This is a genomic window from Paracoccus benzoatiresistens (genome assembly GCF_026913015.1).
Taxonomy (GTDB): Bacteria; Pseudomonadota; Alphaproteobacteria; order Rhodobacterales; family Rhodobacteraceae; genus Paracoccus; species Paracoccus benzoatiresistens.
The window spans coordinates 159,820-176,636 of record NZ_JAPTYD010000004.1 but is presented as its reverse complement, the minus strand read 5'-3'; the positions used below and the strand labels follow the sequence as shown (position 1 = coordinate 176,636).

Annotated in this window: 11 protein-coding genes; 4 read left to right on the top strand and 7 right to left on the bottom strand. The window is 65.1% G+C overall.

Annotated elements, in window-relative coordinates; translation table 11 throughout:
* Window positions 1-177: 177 nt before the first annotated feature.
* The gene (locus tag OU682_RS05425; protein ID WP_268941056.1) at window positions 178-858 is read right to left on the bottom strand and encodes a CYTH domain-containing protein; all 681 of its coding nucleotides are present in this window, start codon (window positions 856-858) and stop codon (window positions 178-180) included.
* A gap of 531 nt (window positions 859-1,389) precedes the next feature.
* Here OU682_RS05425 and OU682_RS05420 point away from each other — a divergent pair.
* Window positions 1,390-2,427, top strand: coding sequence for a DUF475 domain-containing protein (locus tag OU682_RS05420; protein ID WP_268941055.1), 1,038 nt, complete (start codon window positions 1,390-1,392; stop codon window positions 2,425-2,427).
* Between the two features lie 427 nt (window positions 2,428-2,854).
* A complete protein-coding gene (locus tag OU682_RS05415) occupies window positions 2,855-4,762 on the top strand; it encodes an ATP-binding protein (RefSeq protein ID WP_268941054.1) in 1,908 nt (635 codons plus the stop codon).
* Window positions 4,763-4,866: 104 nt separating this feature from the next.
* Here the strand turns inward: OU682_RS05415 and OU682_RS05410 are convergent, their stop codons facing one another.
* The 6 genes from OU682_RS05410 to OU682_RS05385 form a co-directional block, all read right to left on the bottom strand.
* Window positions 4,867-6,474 (bottom strand): ABC transporter permease, encoded by a 1,608-nt coding sequence (locus tag OU682_RS05410; RefSeq protein ID WP_268941053.1) that lies wholly within the window; start codon window positions 6,472-6,474, stop codon window positions 4,867-4,869.
* 79 nt (window positions 6,475-6,553) lie between these two features.
* Entirely contained in the window at window positions 6,554-7,579 is a 1,026-nt protein-coding gene (locus OU682_RS05405) for a Fe(3+) ABC transporter substrate-binding protein (RefSeq protein WP_268941052.1), read from the bottom strand.
* Window positions 7,580-7,652: 73 nt separating this feature from the next.
* The gene (locus OU682_RS05400) at window positions 7,653-8,744 is read right to left on the bottom strand and encodes an ABC transporter ATP-binding protein (RefSeq protein WP_268941051.1); all 1,092 of its coding nucleotides are present in this window, start codon (window positions 8,742-8,744) and stop codon (window positions 7,653-7,655) included.
* Between the two features lie 183 nt (window positions 8,745-8,927).
* Window positions 8,928-12,251 carry a PAS domain S-box protein gene (locus OU682_RS05395; RefSeq protein WP_268941050.1) on the bottom strand — a complete coding sequence of 1,108 codons (3,324 nt, stop codon included), beginning with the start codon at window positions 12,249-12,251 and terminating at the stop codon, window positions 8,928-8,930.
* A gap of 196 nt (window positions 12,252-12,447) precedes the next feature.
* Entirely contained in the window at window positions 12,448-13,515 is a 1,068-nt protein-coding gene (locus OU682_RS05390) for a M42 family metallopeptidase (RefSeq protein WP_268941049.1), read from the bottom strand.
* A gap of 133 nt (window positions 13,516-13,648) precedes the next feature.
* Window positions 13,649-14,182, bottom strand: a complete 534-nt coding sequence (locus OU682_RS05385; RefSeq protein ID WP_268941048.1) for a response regulator — start codon at window positions 14,180-14,182, stop codon at window positions 13,649-13,651.
* Between the two features lie 676 nt (window positions 14,183-14,858).
* On the opposite strand from OU682_RS05385, the gene OU682_RS05380 reads away from it, so the two are divergent.
* Window positions 14,859-15,455: a hypothetical protein gene (locus OU682_RS05380; protein ID WP_268941047.1), complete on the top strand. Its 597-nt coding sequence runs from the start codon at window positions 14,859-14,861 to the stop codon at window positions 15,453-15,455.
* Window positions 15,456-15,847: 392 nt separating this feature from the next.
* Window positions 15,848-16,621 carry a cyanophycinase gene (locus OU682_RS05375; RefSeq protein WP_268941046.1) on the top strand — a complete coding sequence of 258 codons (774 nt, stop codon included), beginning with the start codon at window positions 15,848-15,850 and terminating at the stop codon, window positions 16,619-16,621.
* Window positions 16,622-16,817: the final 196 nt, after the last annotated feature.

Below are 16,817 nucleotides of genomic sequence, written 5' to 3'. Positions count from 1 at the left end.
TGAGCCACGGAGGCCTTGGAGGGGATTTTGGCATGAACATGGCGATTGTGTAAATGCTTGGGTCGGGTGCCTGCCGAAGTTTGCGTGCCGCGCGGCCCACGCGCTTCAGACAGCGAAGCCCCGCCGGGCGTCATGGCGCACCGATTGCGGCCTGCAAGTGGCCGGGGGTCCTTCGAGCTATCCGCCAATGCTGCTTGCGTTGGCATCCGCAGGATGAACGGATGGTTCATCGCCGGACTTCGGGCTTCCGGCGTAAAGGCGATACACGCCCGGACCTTGCTCTTGCGCGGCCACTGCGGCGCTGGCGGCCATCACGCAAGCGACGGCTTCCCGGCCATGCTGGATCGCGCGCACCATGGCAGCAGAACTGAAGCGGCAATCGGCCGTAATCTCGGGTCCCGCCCAGGGCGGCAGGACCAGCGGGTGATCCTCGGCCGGAAGCTCCACATCGGCGGTCACCAGCCCTGACAAGGGACCCGTATACTCGTCCACATGCCACACGAGGCTTGAAACTGCGACATCGTGGCGGCGCTTCCTCAGGGGCGGGGCACCCCCGAACTCCTCGGCCATCAAGGCAGCTTCGGCCAAGGTGAGCGGCACATGGAACTCGCTGCGGCGGATCCCCTGCCGATTGCCCTTGAGGGTCAGGGCCGCCGTCCCGGCACAGATCCGAATGCGTACCTTTCCTTTCGGAAACACCGCGATCAGGTGATCCTCAATGTGCTGGCTCCTTACGATTCTCGAACGCCAGGTGTCATGTACAACAAGGAACTTGCGCTCGATTTCCAAAGCCAAACCGGCTCTCCCGTGGTCTGAAGTGCCGTTACCTACGGGGGCTTTGCGACATTCGCGCGGCACTTGCTGTCTTGTCCCAAGCTTCCGCCATGCGTGCTCGGCAGCCCTTGGCAGCGGCTTCCTGTCTCCGGCGGGGAGGGGCTCGCCCGCTCCAAGGAGAATCATTAGAATAGTATCACAATCTTCGAATTTACCCGAATGCATCAGGCCCGGCAGGAAGACCTGCCTTGTCCAGCGCCGTCACCGGCAAGGCCGCCTTGAGTGTCAGAACCCCGGCCTTCTTGCGGGGGGTTGAGGCCTGTCGGGTGCTGGACACAAGGGGCGCAGGAACGCAGCCATGATGCGCAAGAGATGAAGAAAGGCCGCAATACAGGACCCCAGCCGTCCACCCCGTGCATTATTCGCTTCCGAAATTGAGCCAATGAAGTATATACGGGCATCCGCAAATTGCGGATACAGAAAGGGTGACCGGGCCCCTCTGGCGGATGTGGCGGCACATCCGCGATGTCGGCACTGATCCTGAACCAGCCGCCTGGACTTTTTCTCATGGAAAACGGACTGTCTTCAAATGGCGTGAGCTCCGACGCTCGGCCGATGCTTCACTATTTTACCTGGGCCTTCATCGTCACGGCGGTGGGCCTGATGCTTGGAGTCTTCCTGGGCTGGCAGATGACCGGAACGATGGGCGGCATGCTGACCATCTTCTTCATCTGCTTAGTCTTGGCGGTCCTCGAGATCTCGCTGTCCTTCGACAACGCAATCGTCAACGCTAACAAGCTGAAGGAGATGACGCCGGAATGGCAGCATCGCTTCCTGACCTGGGGCATCATCATCGCCGTCTTCGGCATGCGGATCGTGTTCCCGCTGCTGATCGTCGTGATCGCCGCCAAGATCGGGCCGTGGGAAGCCGTCGTGCTGGCCGCCGCCCAGCCTGAAGAGTACGCCCGCATCATGCATGACGCCCATCTGCCGATCGCGGCCTTCGGCGGCACCTTCCTGATGATGGTGGGCCTGTCCTTCTTCTTCGACCACGAGAAGGACGTCCACTGGGTGCGCTGGCTGGAAGCCAAGATGCAGAAATACGCCACCATCCGCGGCATCGAGGTCGCCGTGGTGCTGTCGCTGATCCTGATCTTCTCGCGCTTCCTGGACCCCGCCGAATCCCAGGTCTTCTTCAGGTCCGCGATCTGGGGCTTGCTGACATTCCTCCTGGTCGAGGTTCTGGGCGGTCTGCTGGACAGCACCCAGGAAGCGCTGGTCGCAGGCGCCAAGGGCGGTTTGGGGGCGTTCCTTTATCTTGAGGTTCTGGACGCGTCCTTCAGCTTCGACGGCGTGATCGGGGCCTTTGCGCTGACGCAGAACCTGTTCATCATTGCCATCGGTCTGGGGATCGGGGCGATGTATGTCCGGTCCATGACCATCATGCTGGTCGAGAAGGGCACGCTCGCCCAATATCGCTACCTCGAACATGGCGCGTTCTATGCGATCATCGCGCTGTCGGTGATCATGTTCCTGCAGTCCTTCGTCCACATCCCCGAAGTGATCACGGGCCTTGGCGGAGCGACGCTGATCGGTGTCTCGCTGTGGTCCTCGATCCGCTGGAACCGCAAAAGCCAGCAGGCGCACGGGTAAAATCCAGCCGGCCGCGGAGCGATCCGCGGCCGGTTTGTATCAATAACCTTGAGCGGCCTCGAGAAGACCGGGGCCGAAGGCGAGGTCACGCTGAACCGCGCCAAGCCCGACATGCGGGCGAAGCGGAGCACCGGGTTTCTCTCGGAAGCGCAGGTCGGCGCAGGCAGCCGACGCCGATCCAGCCGATGGACGAGACCTTGCATCAGAGCCCGATAATGCGGGCCGGGTGCGATCGGGATCGCGCTTCCCCTGCGCCCTGCAAATGGCAAGAGGCCGGCCGGAACTCGCCAATGGCCCTCATCAAGCCGCAAATGGATGCTCAAAAAGCTTGATCCGGGAGAGATTCTCCCGGATTAAAAAAAGACCCCCTTGGGGCAGGCCAAGCCTACAGACGCAGTTGCAGCCGCTCCGACGATGGAGGATCAACATGCAGATCGACCAGAGCAGTTTCCTGCTTCCGGGCAATGTCCATAGCCGAAGGGGGGTGATGCGGGCGACCTCCGCGGGGGCGGCAGGGCGGGTCGTCGATCCCCGGGCAGTCACCAGCCTGCGACGCGCGCTGGTCTTCATGCGTCCCACAATCCTGAACTTTGCCGGCTGGCGCCTTCTGCGCCGGTCCGAAACCGCCTGGCCCGCCGCCGCCGTGGCCGAGGTGATGGCCGTGATCATGCAGCGCTATGTCGGCTGGCCTGTGACCTACTGTGCCTATCGTCCTGCGGAAGCTGAGGATGGCGCGGAAGGGTCGCGGCAGGCGCAGGGCACGGCCATTTTCCAGACGACAGATGCGCGGATCGGCCTGCCGGCCGCGCAGGCGGGTTTTGCGGTCGTCCAGGCGCTGGTGGACGGGGTCACCGGCCCGGAACTGCGAAGGGCGATCCGAAGCCAGTTGCGAGCGTTCCTGGAGCCGACAATGCCCGCCACTCCCTCGGCCGATGCACTGCTTCTGGCGCGGGTGGCAGGCGAACGAGGCATCCCTTGGCAGGTCGTCGGACGTTCCGGATATGTGCAGATCGGCCTGGGTCGGCAGGCCTGCATCGTCAAGGGCACGGAATCGACCCTGACCAGCGCGATCGGTGTGAAGATGGCCAAGGACAAGGGCATGGCCAACCGGGTGCTGGCCGATGCCGGGCTGCCGGTCGCAGGGCAGCGCACCGCACGAACGGAAAAGGCGGCCCTCGCCGCCGCGCGGGAACTGGGCTATCCGCTTGTGGTCAAGCCCTTCAACGGCAACATGGGCCGGGACATCACGGTCGGCGTGTCGAATGAGGACGAGATGCGCAAGGCCTTTGCCCGCGCCGTGGGCCACTCGGGCAAGGCCGTGATCGAGACCCTGATACCGGGCGAGGAAACGCGGCTGCTGGTCGTGGGCGGCAAGTTCCTGGCGGCGATGAACCGCCAGCCGGCGCAGGTCACGGGCGACGGGACCCGCAGCGTTGCGGACCTGGTCAAGGAGGAAAACAGGCGCCCCGAGCGTGACGGCCTGTTGAAGGGCGCGCATGCGCTGATGAAGCCGATCCAGCTGGACGAGGACGCGCGGGCCGTCCTGGCTCAGCAGGAGCTGACCGTGGATGCGGTCCCCGCGGCGGGGCGGCAGGTGTTCCTGCGGCGCGAGTCCAATCTTTCCCGCGGGGGCGTGGCGATCGACGTGACGGACAAGATTCATCCATCGATCCGCCAGGTCGCCGAGGCCGCGGCGCGCAGGCTGCGCCTGGACGTCTGCGGCGTCGATTTCCTTTCCACCGACTTCACCCGCCCGTGGCAGGAGACCGGCGGCGCGATCTGCGAGGTCAACAGCCGGCCGGGAGTAAGTATGCAGCTCGCGGCCACCCCCGAGGAACGGCGGGATGTCATCCTGTCCAGCATCTTCGACGCTCTGGTGGGCGAGGGTGAATATCGTGGCCTGCCCGTCGTCGCGCTGGTGGGCGCGCCCGAGGCGACCGCAAGGATGCGCCAAACGCTGGAGACGCTGGCGGGGCGCGCGGGTTGCAGGCTGGGGATCATGGGCGAGGCCTCCGGGCTGGCGCCATCCAGTCGGGCGCTCGAGACAGTGGCGGACCTGTTCCAGGCCGACGACATCGACGCCGCCCTGATCGTGCTGACGCCTCGTCAACTGCTGGAGCGGGGGCTTGGGCTGCCGCGCATCGCAGCCGCCGTGACGTGGTCGGATCTGGTTTCCCAGACCTCGGCCGTGCGGCGCATCCTGGGCAGGCTTGCCGGGGACGTCCTGCTGGCCGAAGACCGCGCCGCCGCGGAACGGGCAGCCGCCGCCGCACTGGGGCTGCCCTCGGGACCCTCGGCTGGACGTCCTGCTTCCGGCAAAAAGCTTGCCGTGTGAGTTCGAGCGGCACGGGGAGGGGCGGATTGCCCTGGCCACCCGCAAGGCCCGGTGCCGTCGGATGGAGCCTTCCAGGGCGAAGGACCCATCCTTGCTGCTGACTCCTACCGCGCCGTGTCGCGACCGACACGTGCCAGCAAGATGACGGCCGGAATTCCCACCAGGACAATGGCCAGGGCCGCGATGGCGGCTTCCTCATAGGTCCCGCGAGCGGCCTCTCCGTAAAGATGGGTCGCCAGCGTTTCGAAGTTCAGGGGACGCAGCAGCAGGGTCGCCGACAACTCCTTCATGCAATCGACGAAGACCAGCAGTCCGGCCGCGGCCAGCGCCGCCTTCGACAGCGGCAGATGGACATGGCGCAGCGTGCCGGTGATACCCTGGCCCAGCGTACGAGCGGACTGGTCGTAGCTGCGCGGGATGCGCGTCAGCCCCGCCTCGACCGAGCCAGCCGAGATCGCCAGGAACCGCACCAGATAAGCAAAGCCCAAGGCCAACCCGGACCCGATCAGCACCAACCCGGGGTCGATGCCAAGCAGTCCCTTGGCCGTCTGGCCGATCCAGCGGTCAAGCCCCCCCGCCGCGATCAGGATGCCAAGCGCCAGGATCGTGCCCGGCATGGCATAGCCCAGGGATGCGACACGGTGGATGATCTGCATCCCGCGCTGCGGAAAGATCCGCGCGGCATAGGCGATGACCAGCCCGCAGACCAGCACGGCGACCGTCGCCAGGGCCGAGAGGATGAAGGTGTTGCGGGCCTCGGTCAGGAGGCGGGCTGAAAGGCCGGCAAACTGGAACCGCTTCCAGGCCTCGATCGCCAGATAGGCGGCGGGCAGGACGAAGCCCAGCAGCACGGGAAGCAGGCAGACGCACAGCGCCCCCCAGCGGGCGAAGCCTGCCAGAGGCTGGCGCGCCATGCTGCGCGCGCGCTGCGCACTGACGGAATAGCGCTGCTTGCGCCGCGCCCACCGCTCCAGCGAGATCAGCGCGACCACCAGCAGCAGCATGGCCAGCGCGATCTGCGAGGCCCCTGCCAGATCCGACCGCGTGACCCAGGTCGTATAGACCGAGATCGTCAGCGACTGCACGCCCAGGAATTCGGATGCGCCGATGTCGTTCAGCGTCTCCATCAGGGCAAGGCTTGTGCCCACCGCAATGGCCGGCCGTGCAAGCGGCAGGGCGACGCGCCACAGGATCTGACGCCGGGTGGTGCCAAGGGTATGGGCAACCTCGACCAGGTTTGCGGCCTGGGTCATGAACATCGCCCGCACCGGCAGATAGACATAAGGATAGAGCACCAGGCCCAGAAGCAGGATCGCGCCGGTCATCGACCGGATGTCGGGCAGGCGGAAATCGCGCGGATTGTCGTAACCCAGGGCCGCGCGGACCGCCGACTGGAACGGCCCGAGCGGATGCAGCATGTCCAGATAGGCATAGGCGACGATATAGGTCGGCACCGCCAGCGGCAGCAGCAGCGCCCATTCCAGCACCCGCCGCCCCGGAAAGTCATGGGCCACCACCAGCCAGGCGACCCCGGTGCCGATGCCGGCCGTCAGCACCCCGACGCCGGCCATCAGGATCGCCGTCTGGCTCAGCGCGTAGGGCAGGACATGGCTTGCCAGGTGACCCCACAAGCCTTCCGATCCATGAGCCGCCTGCCAGACCAGGGCCAGAACGGGCACAAGGACAAGCCCCGCGATCACCAGGCTGGCCATGACCCAAGACCCCCCGCGCAAGCGGAGGGCCGAAAGCCGCAGGGCGGCTGAAAAGCTGCGGCGGGACCTTACCCTGCCTTCAGTGGTCGAAGCCGACACGGTCAACCAATTCACTGGCCTCCTTGCGGTTCTTCACGATCTCGGTCAGCGGCACCGGATCGACCTTGAGTTCGCCGAAGGATGCGATGATGGGGTCGATGGGGGCACCGGACTTGACCGGGTATTCGTAATTTGCCTCGGCATAGATCTTCTGCGCCTCGTCCGAGACCAGATATTCCAGCAGTTGCACGGCCTCGTTGCGGTTCGGGGCATGTTTCGCGACCGCCGCGCCGCTGATGTTCACATGCGTGCCGCCGTCCTCGAAGGTGGGCAGGATCACCTTGATCGCCTCGCCCCAGGCCTTCTGCTCGTCGCCGCCCTTGCCGGACTGCATCAGGCCGACGTAGTAGGAGTTGGCAATGGCGATGTCGCAGATGCCGCCGCCGATGTCCTTGGCCCCGTCACGGTCGCCGCCGCCCGCCTTCCGTGCCAGATTGGCCTTGAGGCCGGTCAGCCATTCCTCGGTCGCCGCCGCGTCGTGATGGGTCATGAAGGCCGAAAACAGCGCGGTATTGTAGGGGTGCTGGCCCGACCGGATGCAGATGCGGCCCTTCCACTCCGGGTCGGCCAGATCCTCATAGGTGATGCTGTCAATGTCCAGGTCGTTGGCCGCATAGACCACGCGGGCGCGCATCGAGAGGGCGAACCACTGGTTGCCCGGATCGCGCAGGTTTTCCGGAATGGCCGAGGTCAGGACGTCCGACTCGACCGGCTGGGTCAGGCCCTTGTCAACCAGATCGGCCAGGTTGCCGGCATCCACGGCCATCAGCAGGTCTGCAGGCGAACTTTCGCCTTCCGAGGCCACTCGTTCGGCCAGGCCGTCCTTGAGAAAGACCGTGTTGACCTTGATTCCGGTGGTCTCGGTAAAGGCTTTCAGCAACGGCTCGACAAGGCCCGGTTCGCGGGACGTGTAGAGGTTCAGTTCCTGTGCATGGGCGGCACCCATCCCGGCAAGAATGGCAGCCTGTGCCAAGGCGGCACGAAGAATGCCCGGTGCAAGTCTCATAATTATCTCCCAGAGCCTTTGAGTGGCTGTCCGGGTCATACTTCAACCGGCACGGGTTAGTCTAGTGTTTTCGTCAACTATCTGCCGCCGGATGGCCGTTGACCTCGGGCGTCTCGGGAAAGACATGGATCTGGGCGCCGTTCAGTTGAAGGCTGACCTTTTCGCCGATGCCCATGGGGATACGGACATGGGAATGCATCCTCAAGGTTTGGGCCAGCGGATGGACCATGATGTCGATCTGTTCGCTTTCCCCTGTAAAGGTCTTTGCCATGACCCGGGCGGAAATCCCCTGACCGTCGGGTCCGATGGACAGGGCCTGAGGGCGGATGCAGGCCAGGGCCAGCGCCCCGTCGGGCAGATCCAGATCGGCCGGAAAGGTGCCGATGGGCGTCTCGATCCGGCCCTTGGACCAGATGCCCGTCAGGCGGTTGCAGGGGCCCATGAATTCCGCTGCATAGGCCGAACAGGGGCGGTCATAGATCTCGAACGGGTTGCCCACCTGCTCGATCCGGCCCGCGCGCATCAGCACGATCATGTCACCCATGGACAGCGCTTCTTGCGGGTCGTGGGTGACGATGATGGCGGTGGTCGCGGTCCGGCGCAGGATGTCGACCGTTTCCCGGCGCACCCGTTCCCGCAGTCCCTGGTCCAGGTTCGAGAAGGGCTCATCCATCAAGAGGATCGCCGGCTGCGGGGCCAGTGCGCGGGCCAGGGCCACGCGCTGCTGTTCGCCGCCCGACAGCGAATGGGGATAACGGTCCAGCAGATGAGCCAGGCCGATCCGCTCGACCACCTCGGCCACGCGCGCGCGCTGAGCGGCCTTGGGCAGGTGGCGCAGGCCGAATGCCAGGTTCTCGGCCACGCTCAGATGGGGAAACAGGGCATAATCCTGGAACATGAACCCGATCCGGCGGTCCTCGGGTTCGACGAAGCGGCCGGGGCCGACAAGCTCGGTTCCGGCCACGCGGATGCGGCCGCCAGGCTCGGGGCGATCCACTCCGGAGATGATCCGCAGCAGGGTCGACTTGCCGCAACCCGACTGGCCCAGCAGGCAGGTGATCTTGCCGGGCGCTATCGCAAGGGAAATGTCCGACAGGACGGCTCTGCCATCGAAATGGCGCGACACGTGCTCGAGCTCAAGCGCCGGTGCCGAGGTGACGAACATGCATGGCCTTTCCGTTTCATTCCCGCTGCACCACGCAAGGCGCCGCAGCTTCCGTCCGGTGCTTATCCGATCGGGCGGGCGTTCTCCAGCCGGGTCGCCGCCACGTTTGCTTGATTGCGCGGGCCGGGACGGGGTGCCCCTCCACCTCGAAAGGCGAGGGACCTATCGCGGCCCCGGGGCCCGTCATGAAAGGAGGCCGCGCTTGTCCACGGTCGAGGAAAGCGGCAAGGTGATGGTGCAATGCAGGCCATCCCGCCCAAGCAGGTAGGTGGTCTCGGCTCTCAACTGGTAGGGCAGGGCCTTCTCGATAAGCTCACGGCCGTATCCGCGATGGCGTGGCGGCGGGGGGGATGTGTCGCCGGGCATGGGATCGGGGTGGCCCACCCGCACTCCGCTTTCCTGCCACTCGACCCTCAGCCGCCGCTCGCCCTTCTCGTCGGGCACCACGGACCAGGCCACCTCGAGCCGCCCCTCGGCGCGGGACAGCGCCCCATGCTTCAGGGCATTCGTGGCAAGCTCGTGAAGACCGAGGGCCAGTGTCTGCACCGTCGACGAACGAAGCCGCAGGCCGCCTGGTCCCTCGAGCCGGACCTGCGGGTGCGCGCCGTCGCCGATCACGATCCCGCGCCCAAGCAGTTCGGTCCGGATAAGATCGTCGAAGCTGACGCGGTCGCCGTGGTGCAGGCGCGAAAGAAGGCCGTTGACCCGGTTCAGCGCCCCCAGTCGGTCCAGGATTCGCTCCTCGAAGTCCTCGAGCGAAGCAGAGCCCCTGAGTGTCTTCTGGGTGACCGCATTCACCACGGCCATGAGGTTTCTCGTGCGATGCTGAAGCTCGGCCACAAGCACGCCCTGACGTTCCTGCAGTTCCCGCAGATCCTGCACGTCGGTGGAGGTGCCGAGCCATTCCACGACCTGACCCGCCTCGTCCCGCACCGGCGTGGCGCGGGTCTGGAACCAGCGATACTCGCCCGTGGCGGCCTCCCGGAGCCGATAATCCGACGCGAAGGAGTCGGTGTCCTTCGAACGCTCCCATGCCGCCCGGGCGCTTTCCCGGTCGTCGGGATGGACCGGGTCCAGCCAGCCCCAGCCATGGCTGTCTTGTTCCGGCTGGCCGGTGAAGGCGGTCCATTGCGGACTGGCCCAGGTCCAATACCCGTGACCCGCGGCGCGCCAGACCAGTTGCGGAATGCCCTCTGCCAGGGAGCGGAAACGCCGCTCGCTTTCACGCAGCGCCGCCTGGGTGGCACGCCGGGCAGTCACATCCTGGCCAGCCTTCAGGAAGCCCGTCAGGGTCCCGGCTGCGTCCAGCAGAGGCCGGGCCATCCCCTCGATGAACACGCGCGTGCCGTCCCGACGCTGATGCCAGCGCACGTTCGGCGCTTGGCCGGTTTCGCGTGCATCCTGCCGCTCTTTCGCGGGCTCACCCGTTTCCCGGTCCTCGGGCGTGAAGGTGATGTCCATCGGCTGGCCTATCGCCTCCTCCGGGCTCCAGCCGAAGACGGCCTGCGCGCCCGGAGGCCAGGTTTCGATCCGCCCCTCGGGATCGGTGGTGAAGATCGCATAGTCCCGCGCCGCCTCCACGATGGTGCGAAATCGCGACTCGCTTTCCTGCAGCGCGTTCTGGCTTTCCCGCAACTGGGCCTGCGCAACCTCGTCCCTGAGGCGCAGGACTTCTGCCTGGGCAGCCTTCCAGTCGGTGATCTCCTTGGTGGTGGTGGCAACCCCGTCGCCAAGCTTCACGACAGAGTGAAGAAACCAGCCATCGTATTCCTCGTGCCTGTAGTGGCCTTCAGCGTGCTCGGGCGTGCCGGTTTCGGTCACACGCTTGAAGGTATCGAAGATGCCCTCGGCAACCACGCCCGGATTGCGTTCAAGAAGGCTTTCGCCCTCGATCCTGCCAGAGCGGCTTTCGAACGTGTGATTGTTCAGCACCCATCGGAAATCGACGATTGCGCCGGTTTCGTCGCGGACGGCCTTGAACACCTGGATCATGTCGGTTGAGCTGTCCATGGTGGCCTGGAGAAGATCGCGGCTTTCCTTGAGTTCGGCCGTGCGCTCCTTGATCTGTTGCTCAAGCTCGATGCGATGACTTTCCTCTGCCTCTCGCAGCCGCTCCTCCATCCTGCGCCGTGCGGTGACGTCGCTGCCGGCGCCGAACCATTCAAGGATTTCGCCGCTGTCGCCCAGGATCGGCACGGCCCGGGAAAGAACCCACCCCACGCTGCCGTCGGCCTGCCACACGCGGTGCTCCAACTCGAACACCGACCTGGTGCGGATCGCCTCGTCGATCCGGCCGAGTACAAGGGGTCTGTCCTCGGGCAGGAGATACTTGTCCACCCAGGCCGTGAAGGGTTCACCCGTGTCGGCGAGTATGCCGTTGCCCTGAAGCGCAAACATCCGGGTCCAGTCCGGGTTCATGCGGTAGATCATGTAGGACCCGGCCGTGAGCAGGGCGCGGAAACACGTTTCGCTTTGGCGCAGCGCCGCTTCCGTGCGCGCACGCACGAGATCGGCCCAGAGCCGCTCGGCAACCTCCTGCGCCAGGGCGACCTCATCGCTGGTCCAGGCGCGCGGGGCGTACTGGTGAACGGACAGGTTCATCACCAGCCTGCCGCCAAGCACAAGGGGCACGCTGAGCAGCGCCCTCACCTGGCCCTCCGCAATGGCGGGAAGGTCGCGGCGTCCGGGGGCGGGATCGCGCGTATCCCCGATCCGCACGACCCGGCCCGCGCGCAGGTCGTCCAGGATCGGCCCCTCGTAATCCTCAAGCCGCATGACTGCCGGAGAGGGCTCCGCACCATCGGCAAACCATCCGTGGAAGATGTCCGCCACGCCCTTTGCTTCATCGAACTCCGCGAACACGATCCGCGACGCGGCAAGGTGTTCGCCCAGCAGGCGGGCCGCGGTCTTGATCACGCCGCTTGTGCTGGACTGGGCGCGCAGGGCGTCACCCAGGGCAAGCAGAAACGCCTGCCGCGCCTCGCTCTTGCGGAGCGCGGACGCCGTGACACGCTGCTTTCGTTGTGCCAGGACTCGGTTCGTCACTTCCACAACGGTGACAAGCACACCTGCCACGGCGCCGGCCTTGTCGCGAAGCGGGCTGTAGGAAAGGGTGAACCAGGCGTTCACAAGCGCGCCATGCCGGGTAATGGGATAAAGCGCGTCCTCGTAGGTCACGCTTTCGCCTGTCCAGACCCGGTCATAGATCGGGGCGTTGAGGTGCCAGGCCTCGGGCCAGCATGCCTTCGCGGGCTGGCCAAGTCCCGCGGGGTGCTTCTCGCCCATGATCAGCCGGAAGCCATCATTGTAGATCTGGACCAGTTCCGGCCCCCAGAGCGCCACCATGGGAAAGCCCGAGCCGAGCACCAAGTCCACAACGGCGCGGAGGCCCTGTGGCCAATACCTGACCGGACCCAGAGGCGTTGCCGTCCAGTCCTGCTCGCGGATGCGGCGGGCCATCTCGCCCTCGCCGGGGGGCCAGTGCAGGGCAGCATCGCTCAGCGCCATGGCCCGACCCTCGCGATCCTCGGGCGCCATGAAAGCGAACAAGGCGCAACGCGCGATGCTCCTGCGGCAATGTGCTGGGAGCCGTTTTCCACAGCCGATGGCTTAGTTGACAAGGTGCGCCCCAAAAATCTGTCTGCCTGATACCACCCCTTGATCCATGAGGCTGCCGGCTTTCCCAAGCCAGCGTGAAACATTCCTACATCGGGGTGAAGTCGATGTCAGGGCGCAAGCGGCGGCAGTATCCATGGACCAGGTCGATCGTCGCCTGAATGTCGTCGAGGCACACCACCTCGGAGGGCGTGTGCATGTAGCGCAGGGGCACGGAAATCACCGCCGTGGCCACGCCGCCGTGCAGTTCCTGGACCACGCGTGCATCCGTGGGGCTTTTGCCGCCGGTCGCCTGTCGCTGATAGGGGATGCCATTCTCCTTGGCAGTCGAGATCAGCAGGTCGTACATGACGGGGTTTGTGTTGGCGCCCTGCGAGATGCCGGGACCCTTGCCCAGGTCCAGCTTGCCCTGATCCTCGGGACGGGCGCGCGGATAATCCATGGCGACCCCCATGTCGATGGCAAGCGCCGTCCGGGGCGCGAGGTTGAACCCCGCCGTCCGGGCCCCGCGCGAGCCGATCTCCTCCTGCACCGTGCCGAGGAGGTAGAAGCCCACATCGGGATGCAGGTCGCCGTCCTGGGACAGGCGGCGCACCAGTTCGGCGCCGATCATCAGCCCAACCTTGTTGTCGAAAGCCCGCCCGACCGCCAGTCTGTCGCCCAGCAAGCTGAACCCGGCGTCGATGGTCACGGGGCTGCCGACCTCGACCACCTTCTCGGCCTCCTCGCGCGAGGCGGCGCCGATGTCGATCCACAGATCCTTGAGCGAGGGCGTCTGGCTGAAATCGCTGGAATGGAAGGCCTGGATCGCCTTGCGCCCGATCACCCCGGGCACGCTTTCATGCCCGTGGACCAGCACCCGCTGGCCGATCTCGGTCGCGACATCGGTGCCGCCGATGGTGCTGAAGAACAGAAAGCCGTTCTCGTCGATGTGATGGACGATGAAGCCGATCTCGTCCATGTGGCCGGCATACATGAAGCGGATCGCCGCATCCGGATTGATGGCGGCGCTGACATTGCCCATGATGTCGGTCGTCACCTTGTGCGCGAAGGGCTGCACATAGTCGCGATAGAGCCTCGCCACAGGCTGCTCGAAGCCGCTGGGCGATGGGGTGGAAACAAAGGCCTTCAAAAGCTCAAGCGCCTGATCGTCCATGTATGGTAAGCTCCCTTTGGCACCTGCCGAACCCTCGGGTGCCGGCGATGTTCCAGGGCATGCCGTCGTTCAACCGCCGCCCTGCCGTTTTCACGAAGCATGCTGTCGCAGCCTGTCCGACCCGCCCCGGCTGTCAGGCCCTGGCATGCTGCGGACCACCCCGCCCCAGTTCGTCGGCAGGGATATGCCCGGCGTTGGCCGCGACCGGCACGGCACCCTCGATGGGCGTTCGCTTCCTGGTGGGGGAAAGGGCGATGTATTCGAGCGCCCCGGCCTGCAGGCAGGGGTGCCCGGGTTGCCCGCTGCACATCTGGGCGGCTGCTTGAACCGCCAAGCGGAAGCCAGAAGGCTTTCGCATGCGGCCGACGTCGTTGAAGCGGTCCGGAATCATCACGTCGTCATAGCCGGTCATGAACATGAAGGGCACGCCCCTGGCCTTCAGGGCGTCCGCGATCTTGAACCGTGCACCCTCGCCAAGGTTGATGTCGACGATCGCGCACGAGGGCACCTGGCCGGCGATCAGGGAAAGGGCCTGGTCCTCTCGAGCAACCGGACCCAGCACCTCGGCGCCCGCCTTGCGCAGGGCGTCAGACGTGCAGGTGGCAAGGTGGAAGTCATCCTCCACCACCAGAACTGTAACTCCATTCAGCATCGTCTCGATGGTCATGTTCAATGTTCCTTCCGCAATGACGGGCCAAGCACCATCGCGTTCATTCCAGAATGCTGTTGTCCCGCCAGAGCGGAGACATCCTATCGTATTGCTGCCCTGGGCCCCCCATGCGCTGTAATGGTGCACGAGTAGTCGCCAGGTCTGCTGGTTGTTCAAAAAAAGGTCACAGGAACAGTAGCAACGATATCGGGAGCGCCGGGACGGACATGGATGGCGCGCTCATCTGTCGGCTGCAGGGATCTGCTAAGGACCTCGGGAAACCGACCTGTTGGTCCTACCGCCCCGCGCAACGCTCATCCCGGCGGCAGGCATGACAGCAGCCCTGGCGCGCAAAGCAAAAGGGACACTGCGTTCCATCCTCGATCTCCTCCTTGCATATCATGCAAAACCACCAAGACAGTGGTATGTTCCGTCACTTGCTCTTTGTTCGACGATCCGACGCGCAGCCGCCCCGCCGCTCCTTGAGGAGCCTTGCGGAAGAGGTCGGGACGCGGCGCAAGTCCCGAAATGCCTGTTCCCATCAAGGATTGGCTTTCCCATCGATGACATAAGACCCCGTTGCACGTCGGTGCGAGTAGGACGACTTCGGAATTTACGGCGGAACGCTCAATATAATTGAGCGCCGGCCCGAAATGCCTCACTCTGGCCTGGTACATGGTTGAGGTGGCAGCGAATGAAAAAGCTGAAACTTGCAGGCGCGGCGTTGTGCCTGATCATGGCCCAGCCCCTTTCAGCGCAAGAAGAAAAGCAACTGCATGAACGCAATATCTTCGTTTTCACCGGCCGGATGATGGACGAAGACATTGGCCAAAGCCTGAATGTCCTGGGCGGTGATTACGAAGACAATTACATCACCGGCCTGGGTTATCAGGATTTCTTCCTTCGTGCCCGCCGCATCGACATCGGCTATGAACTGGGCGCGGCCAAGCGTTACGGCGATGATTCCACGGCCGAGATCTGGGCGGGACTGGTCGCGCGCGTCGAGGACATCCATCTGGCCGAAAATCTGTTCTTCTCGCCCTCGATCGTGATCGGCCTGAGCCATGTCGATGCGATACATGCCGGTCGCGAAGAGCGGCTGGAGGAAAAATACGAGGGCGATGCAAGTCTTGTCTTCTACTTCAGCCCCGAAATTGATTTCAAACTGTCCCCGCAGTCGCGTTACAGCTTTTTCTGGCGGCTGCACCATCGGTCCGGCGCGTGGAGGACGCTAGGCAACATGAAGGGCGCGAGCAATGCGAATGTTTTCGGCATCCGCATGCGGTTCTGACAGGGCGTCCGGCGGCCAGCAGAAGGCAATCCGCGCGATTTGCCGACATGGTTTCGCTCGCGGCGTGGCTGGATGCGGGGGCGTGACCCAGTCCTGATGGCAGGGGTTCGAAGGCTGCTTGCACAGCACGCGCTGAAGCCTGGCCCCACCGGCGGCTGTCCGACAGTCCAGTGCCGCAGGGTTGCAGACGCAGGCTGGTTCGATAACGCTTTTCCACTGACGCTGCCCCTTCCAAGAGGGGCCAGCCATAGCACCCAGACCCGTGCTACAGTGGAGATTGAAACCCGACTCCCATCGTGTCGGGCCGAGGACACAGGCGCCGGACACCGGGAGAGCATGGCATGGCGTGGACATTTCAAAATAGGCTAGCCGGGGCTCTGATCGGCCGGCGCATGCTCTTGCGGCTCTTCGCCGCCGCCGCCGCGCTGCCTGCATGGGCAGGTAGCCAGCCGCGGGCCGACGGCGCGCTGGTCGCCATCGGCGGCGGGGCTAAGGCCGGGATATATGCCGACGTCCTGCAGCTTTACGGAAGGCCTGCGCCAAGGATCCTGGTCATACCGCAGGCGGCTCCTGCCGCGGATCTCGAGGGCGCGGTCGAAGACAGCCGCAAGCTGTTCGCTGAATCGGGTGCGGATGGTGTCGAGGGGCTGGACCTCTCGCGGATCGATCAAGCCCGGGCGCAGATCGCGGGCGCCGACATCATCTGGATGTCCGGTGGCCGTCAGGGGCGGCTGGCGAACGCCCTGCGCCAGGCGGGGCTGGTCGAAGACATCCGCCTGCGCTTCGCGGCCAGAAGGGGCATCATCGCCGGCACCAGTGCGGGCGCGAGCATCATGTCCCACATCATGATCGAAACCTCGCGCCGCGATGCCGCCGGAACGCGACATCCGATCCTGGCGCGCGGACTGGGTCTGTGGCCCGAAGCCATCATCGACCAGCATTTCAGCCAGCGCGGACGTTTGCAGCGCCTGACCCGCGCGATCGAGAGGCACCCGGACCTGATCGGCATCGGCATCGACGAGGATACCGGGTTCGTCCGCTTCGGCGACGGCTCGACGCGCGTGATCGGCACTGGCACCGTCACCATCGTGCGCGCGGTGAGCCACAGTCCGATAACAACCGAGGCAACCCGCCTGCATCGCGACCGGATCCTCGAGCCGCTATGAACGCCGAGGGGTGCCGAAGTCCTGCGTGCTGCGACAGCTTCCTTTCGCAGGAACAGGTGCTGAAGAATGCCAGCATGGCTTCGCTGCATGGAAGCAGGGGGGAAAGATGCCCACCATCGGTGCCGCGCAAGAGGGCGGCCCAGGGCTGGCGGAGGTTTGGCCTTTGTCCTGAGGCTATTTCTACCGCATCCAGCGG

Excerpts from the sequence above, each read along its gene's own strand:
- OU682_RS05420 (WP_268941055.1), top strand. The coding sequence starts at position 1,390 with ATGCTTCACTATTTTACCTGGGCCTTCATCGTCACGGCGGTGGGCCTG.
- OU682_RS05415 (WP_268941054.1), top strand. The coding sequence starts at position 2,855 with ATGCAGATCGACCAGAGCAGTTTCCTGCTTCCGGGCAATGTCCATAGC.
- OU682_RS05410 (WP_268941053.1), bottom strand. The coding sequence starts at position 6,474 with ATGGCCAGCCTGGTGATCGCGGGGCTTGTCCTTGTGCCCGTTCTGGCC.
- OU682_RS05405 (WP_268941052.1), bottom strand. The coding sequence starts at position 7,579 with ATGAGACTTGCACCGGGCATTCTTCGTGCCGCCTTGGCACAGGCTGCC.
- OU682_RS05400 (WP_268941051.1), bottom strand. The coding sequence starts at position 8,744 with ATGTTCGTCACCTCGGCACCGGCGCTTGAGCTCGAGCACGTGTCGCGC.
- OU682_RS05395 (WP_268941050.1), bottom strand. The coding sequence starts at position 12,251 with ATGGCGCTGAGCGATGCTGCCCTGCACTGGCCCCCCGGCGAGGGCGAG.
- OU682_RS05390 (WP_268941049.1), bottom strand. The coding sequence starts at position 13,515 with ATGGACGATCAGGCGCTTGAGCTTTTGAAGGCCTTTGTTTCCACCCCA.
- OU682_RS05385 (WP_268941048.1), bottom strand. The coding sequence starts at position 14,182 with ATGACCATCGAGACGATGCTGAATGGAGTTACAGTTCTGGTGGTGGAG.
- OU682_RS05380 (WP_268941047.1), top strand. The coding sequence starts at position 14,859 with ATGAAAAAGCTGAAACTTGCAGGCGCGGCGTTGTGCCTGATCATGGCC.
- OU682_RS05375 (WP_268941046.1), top strand. The coding sequence starts at position 15,848 with ATGCTCTTGCGGCTCTTCGCCGCCGCCGCCGCGCTGCCTGCATGGGCA.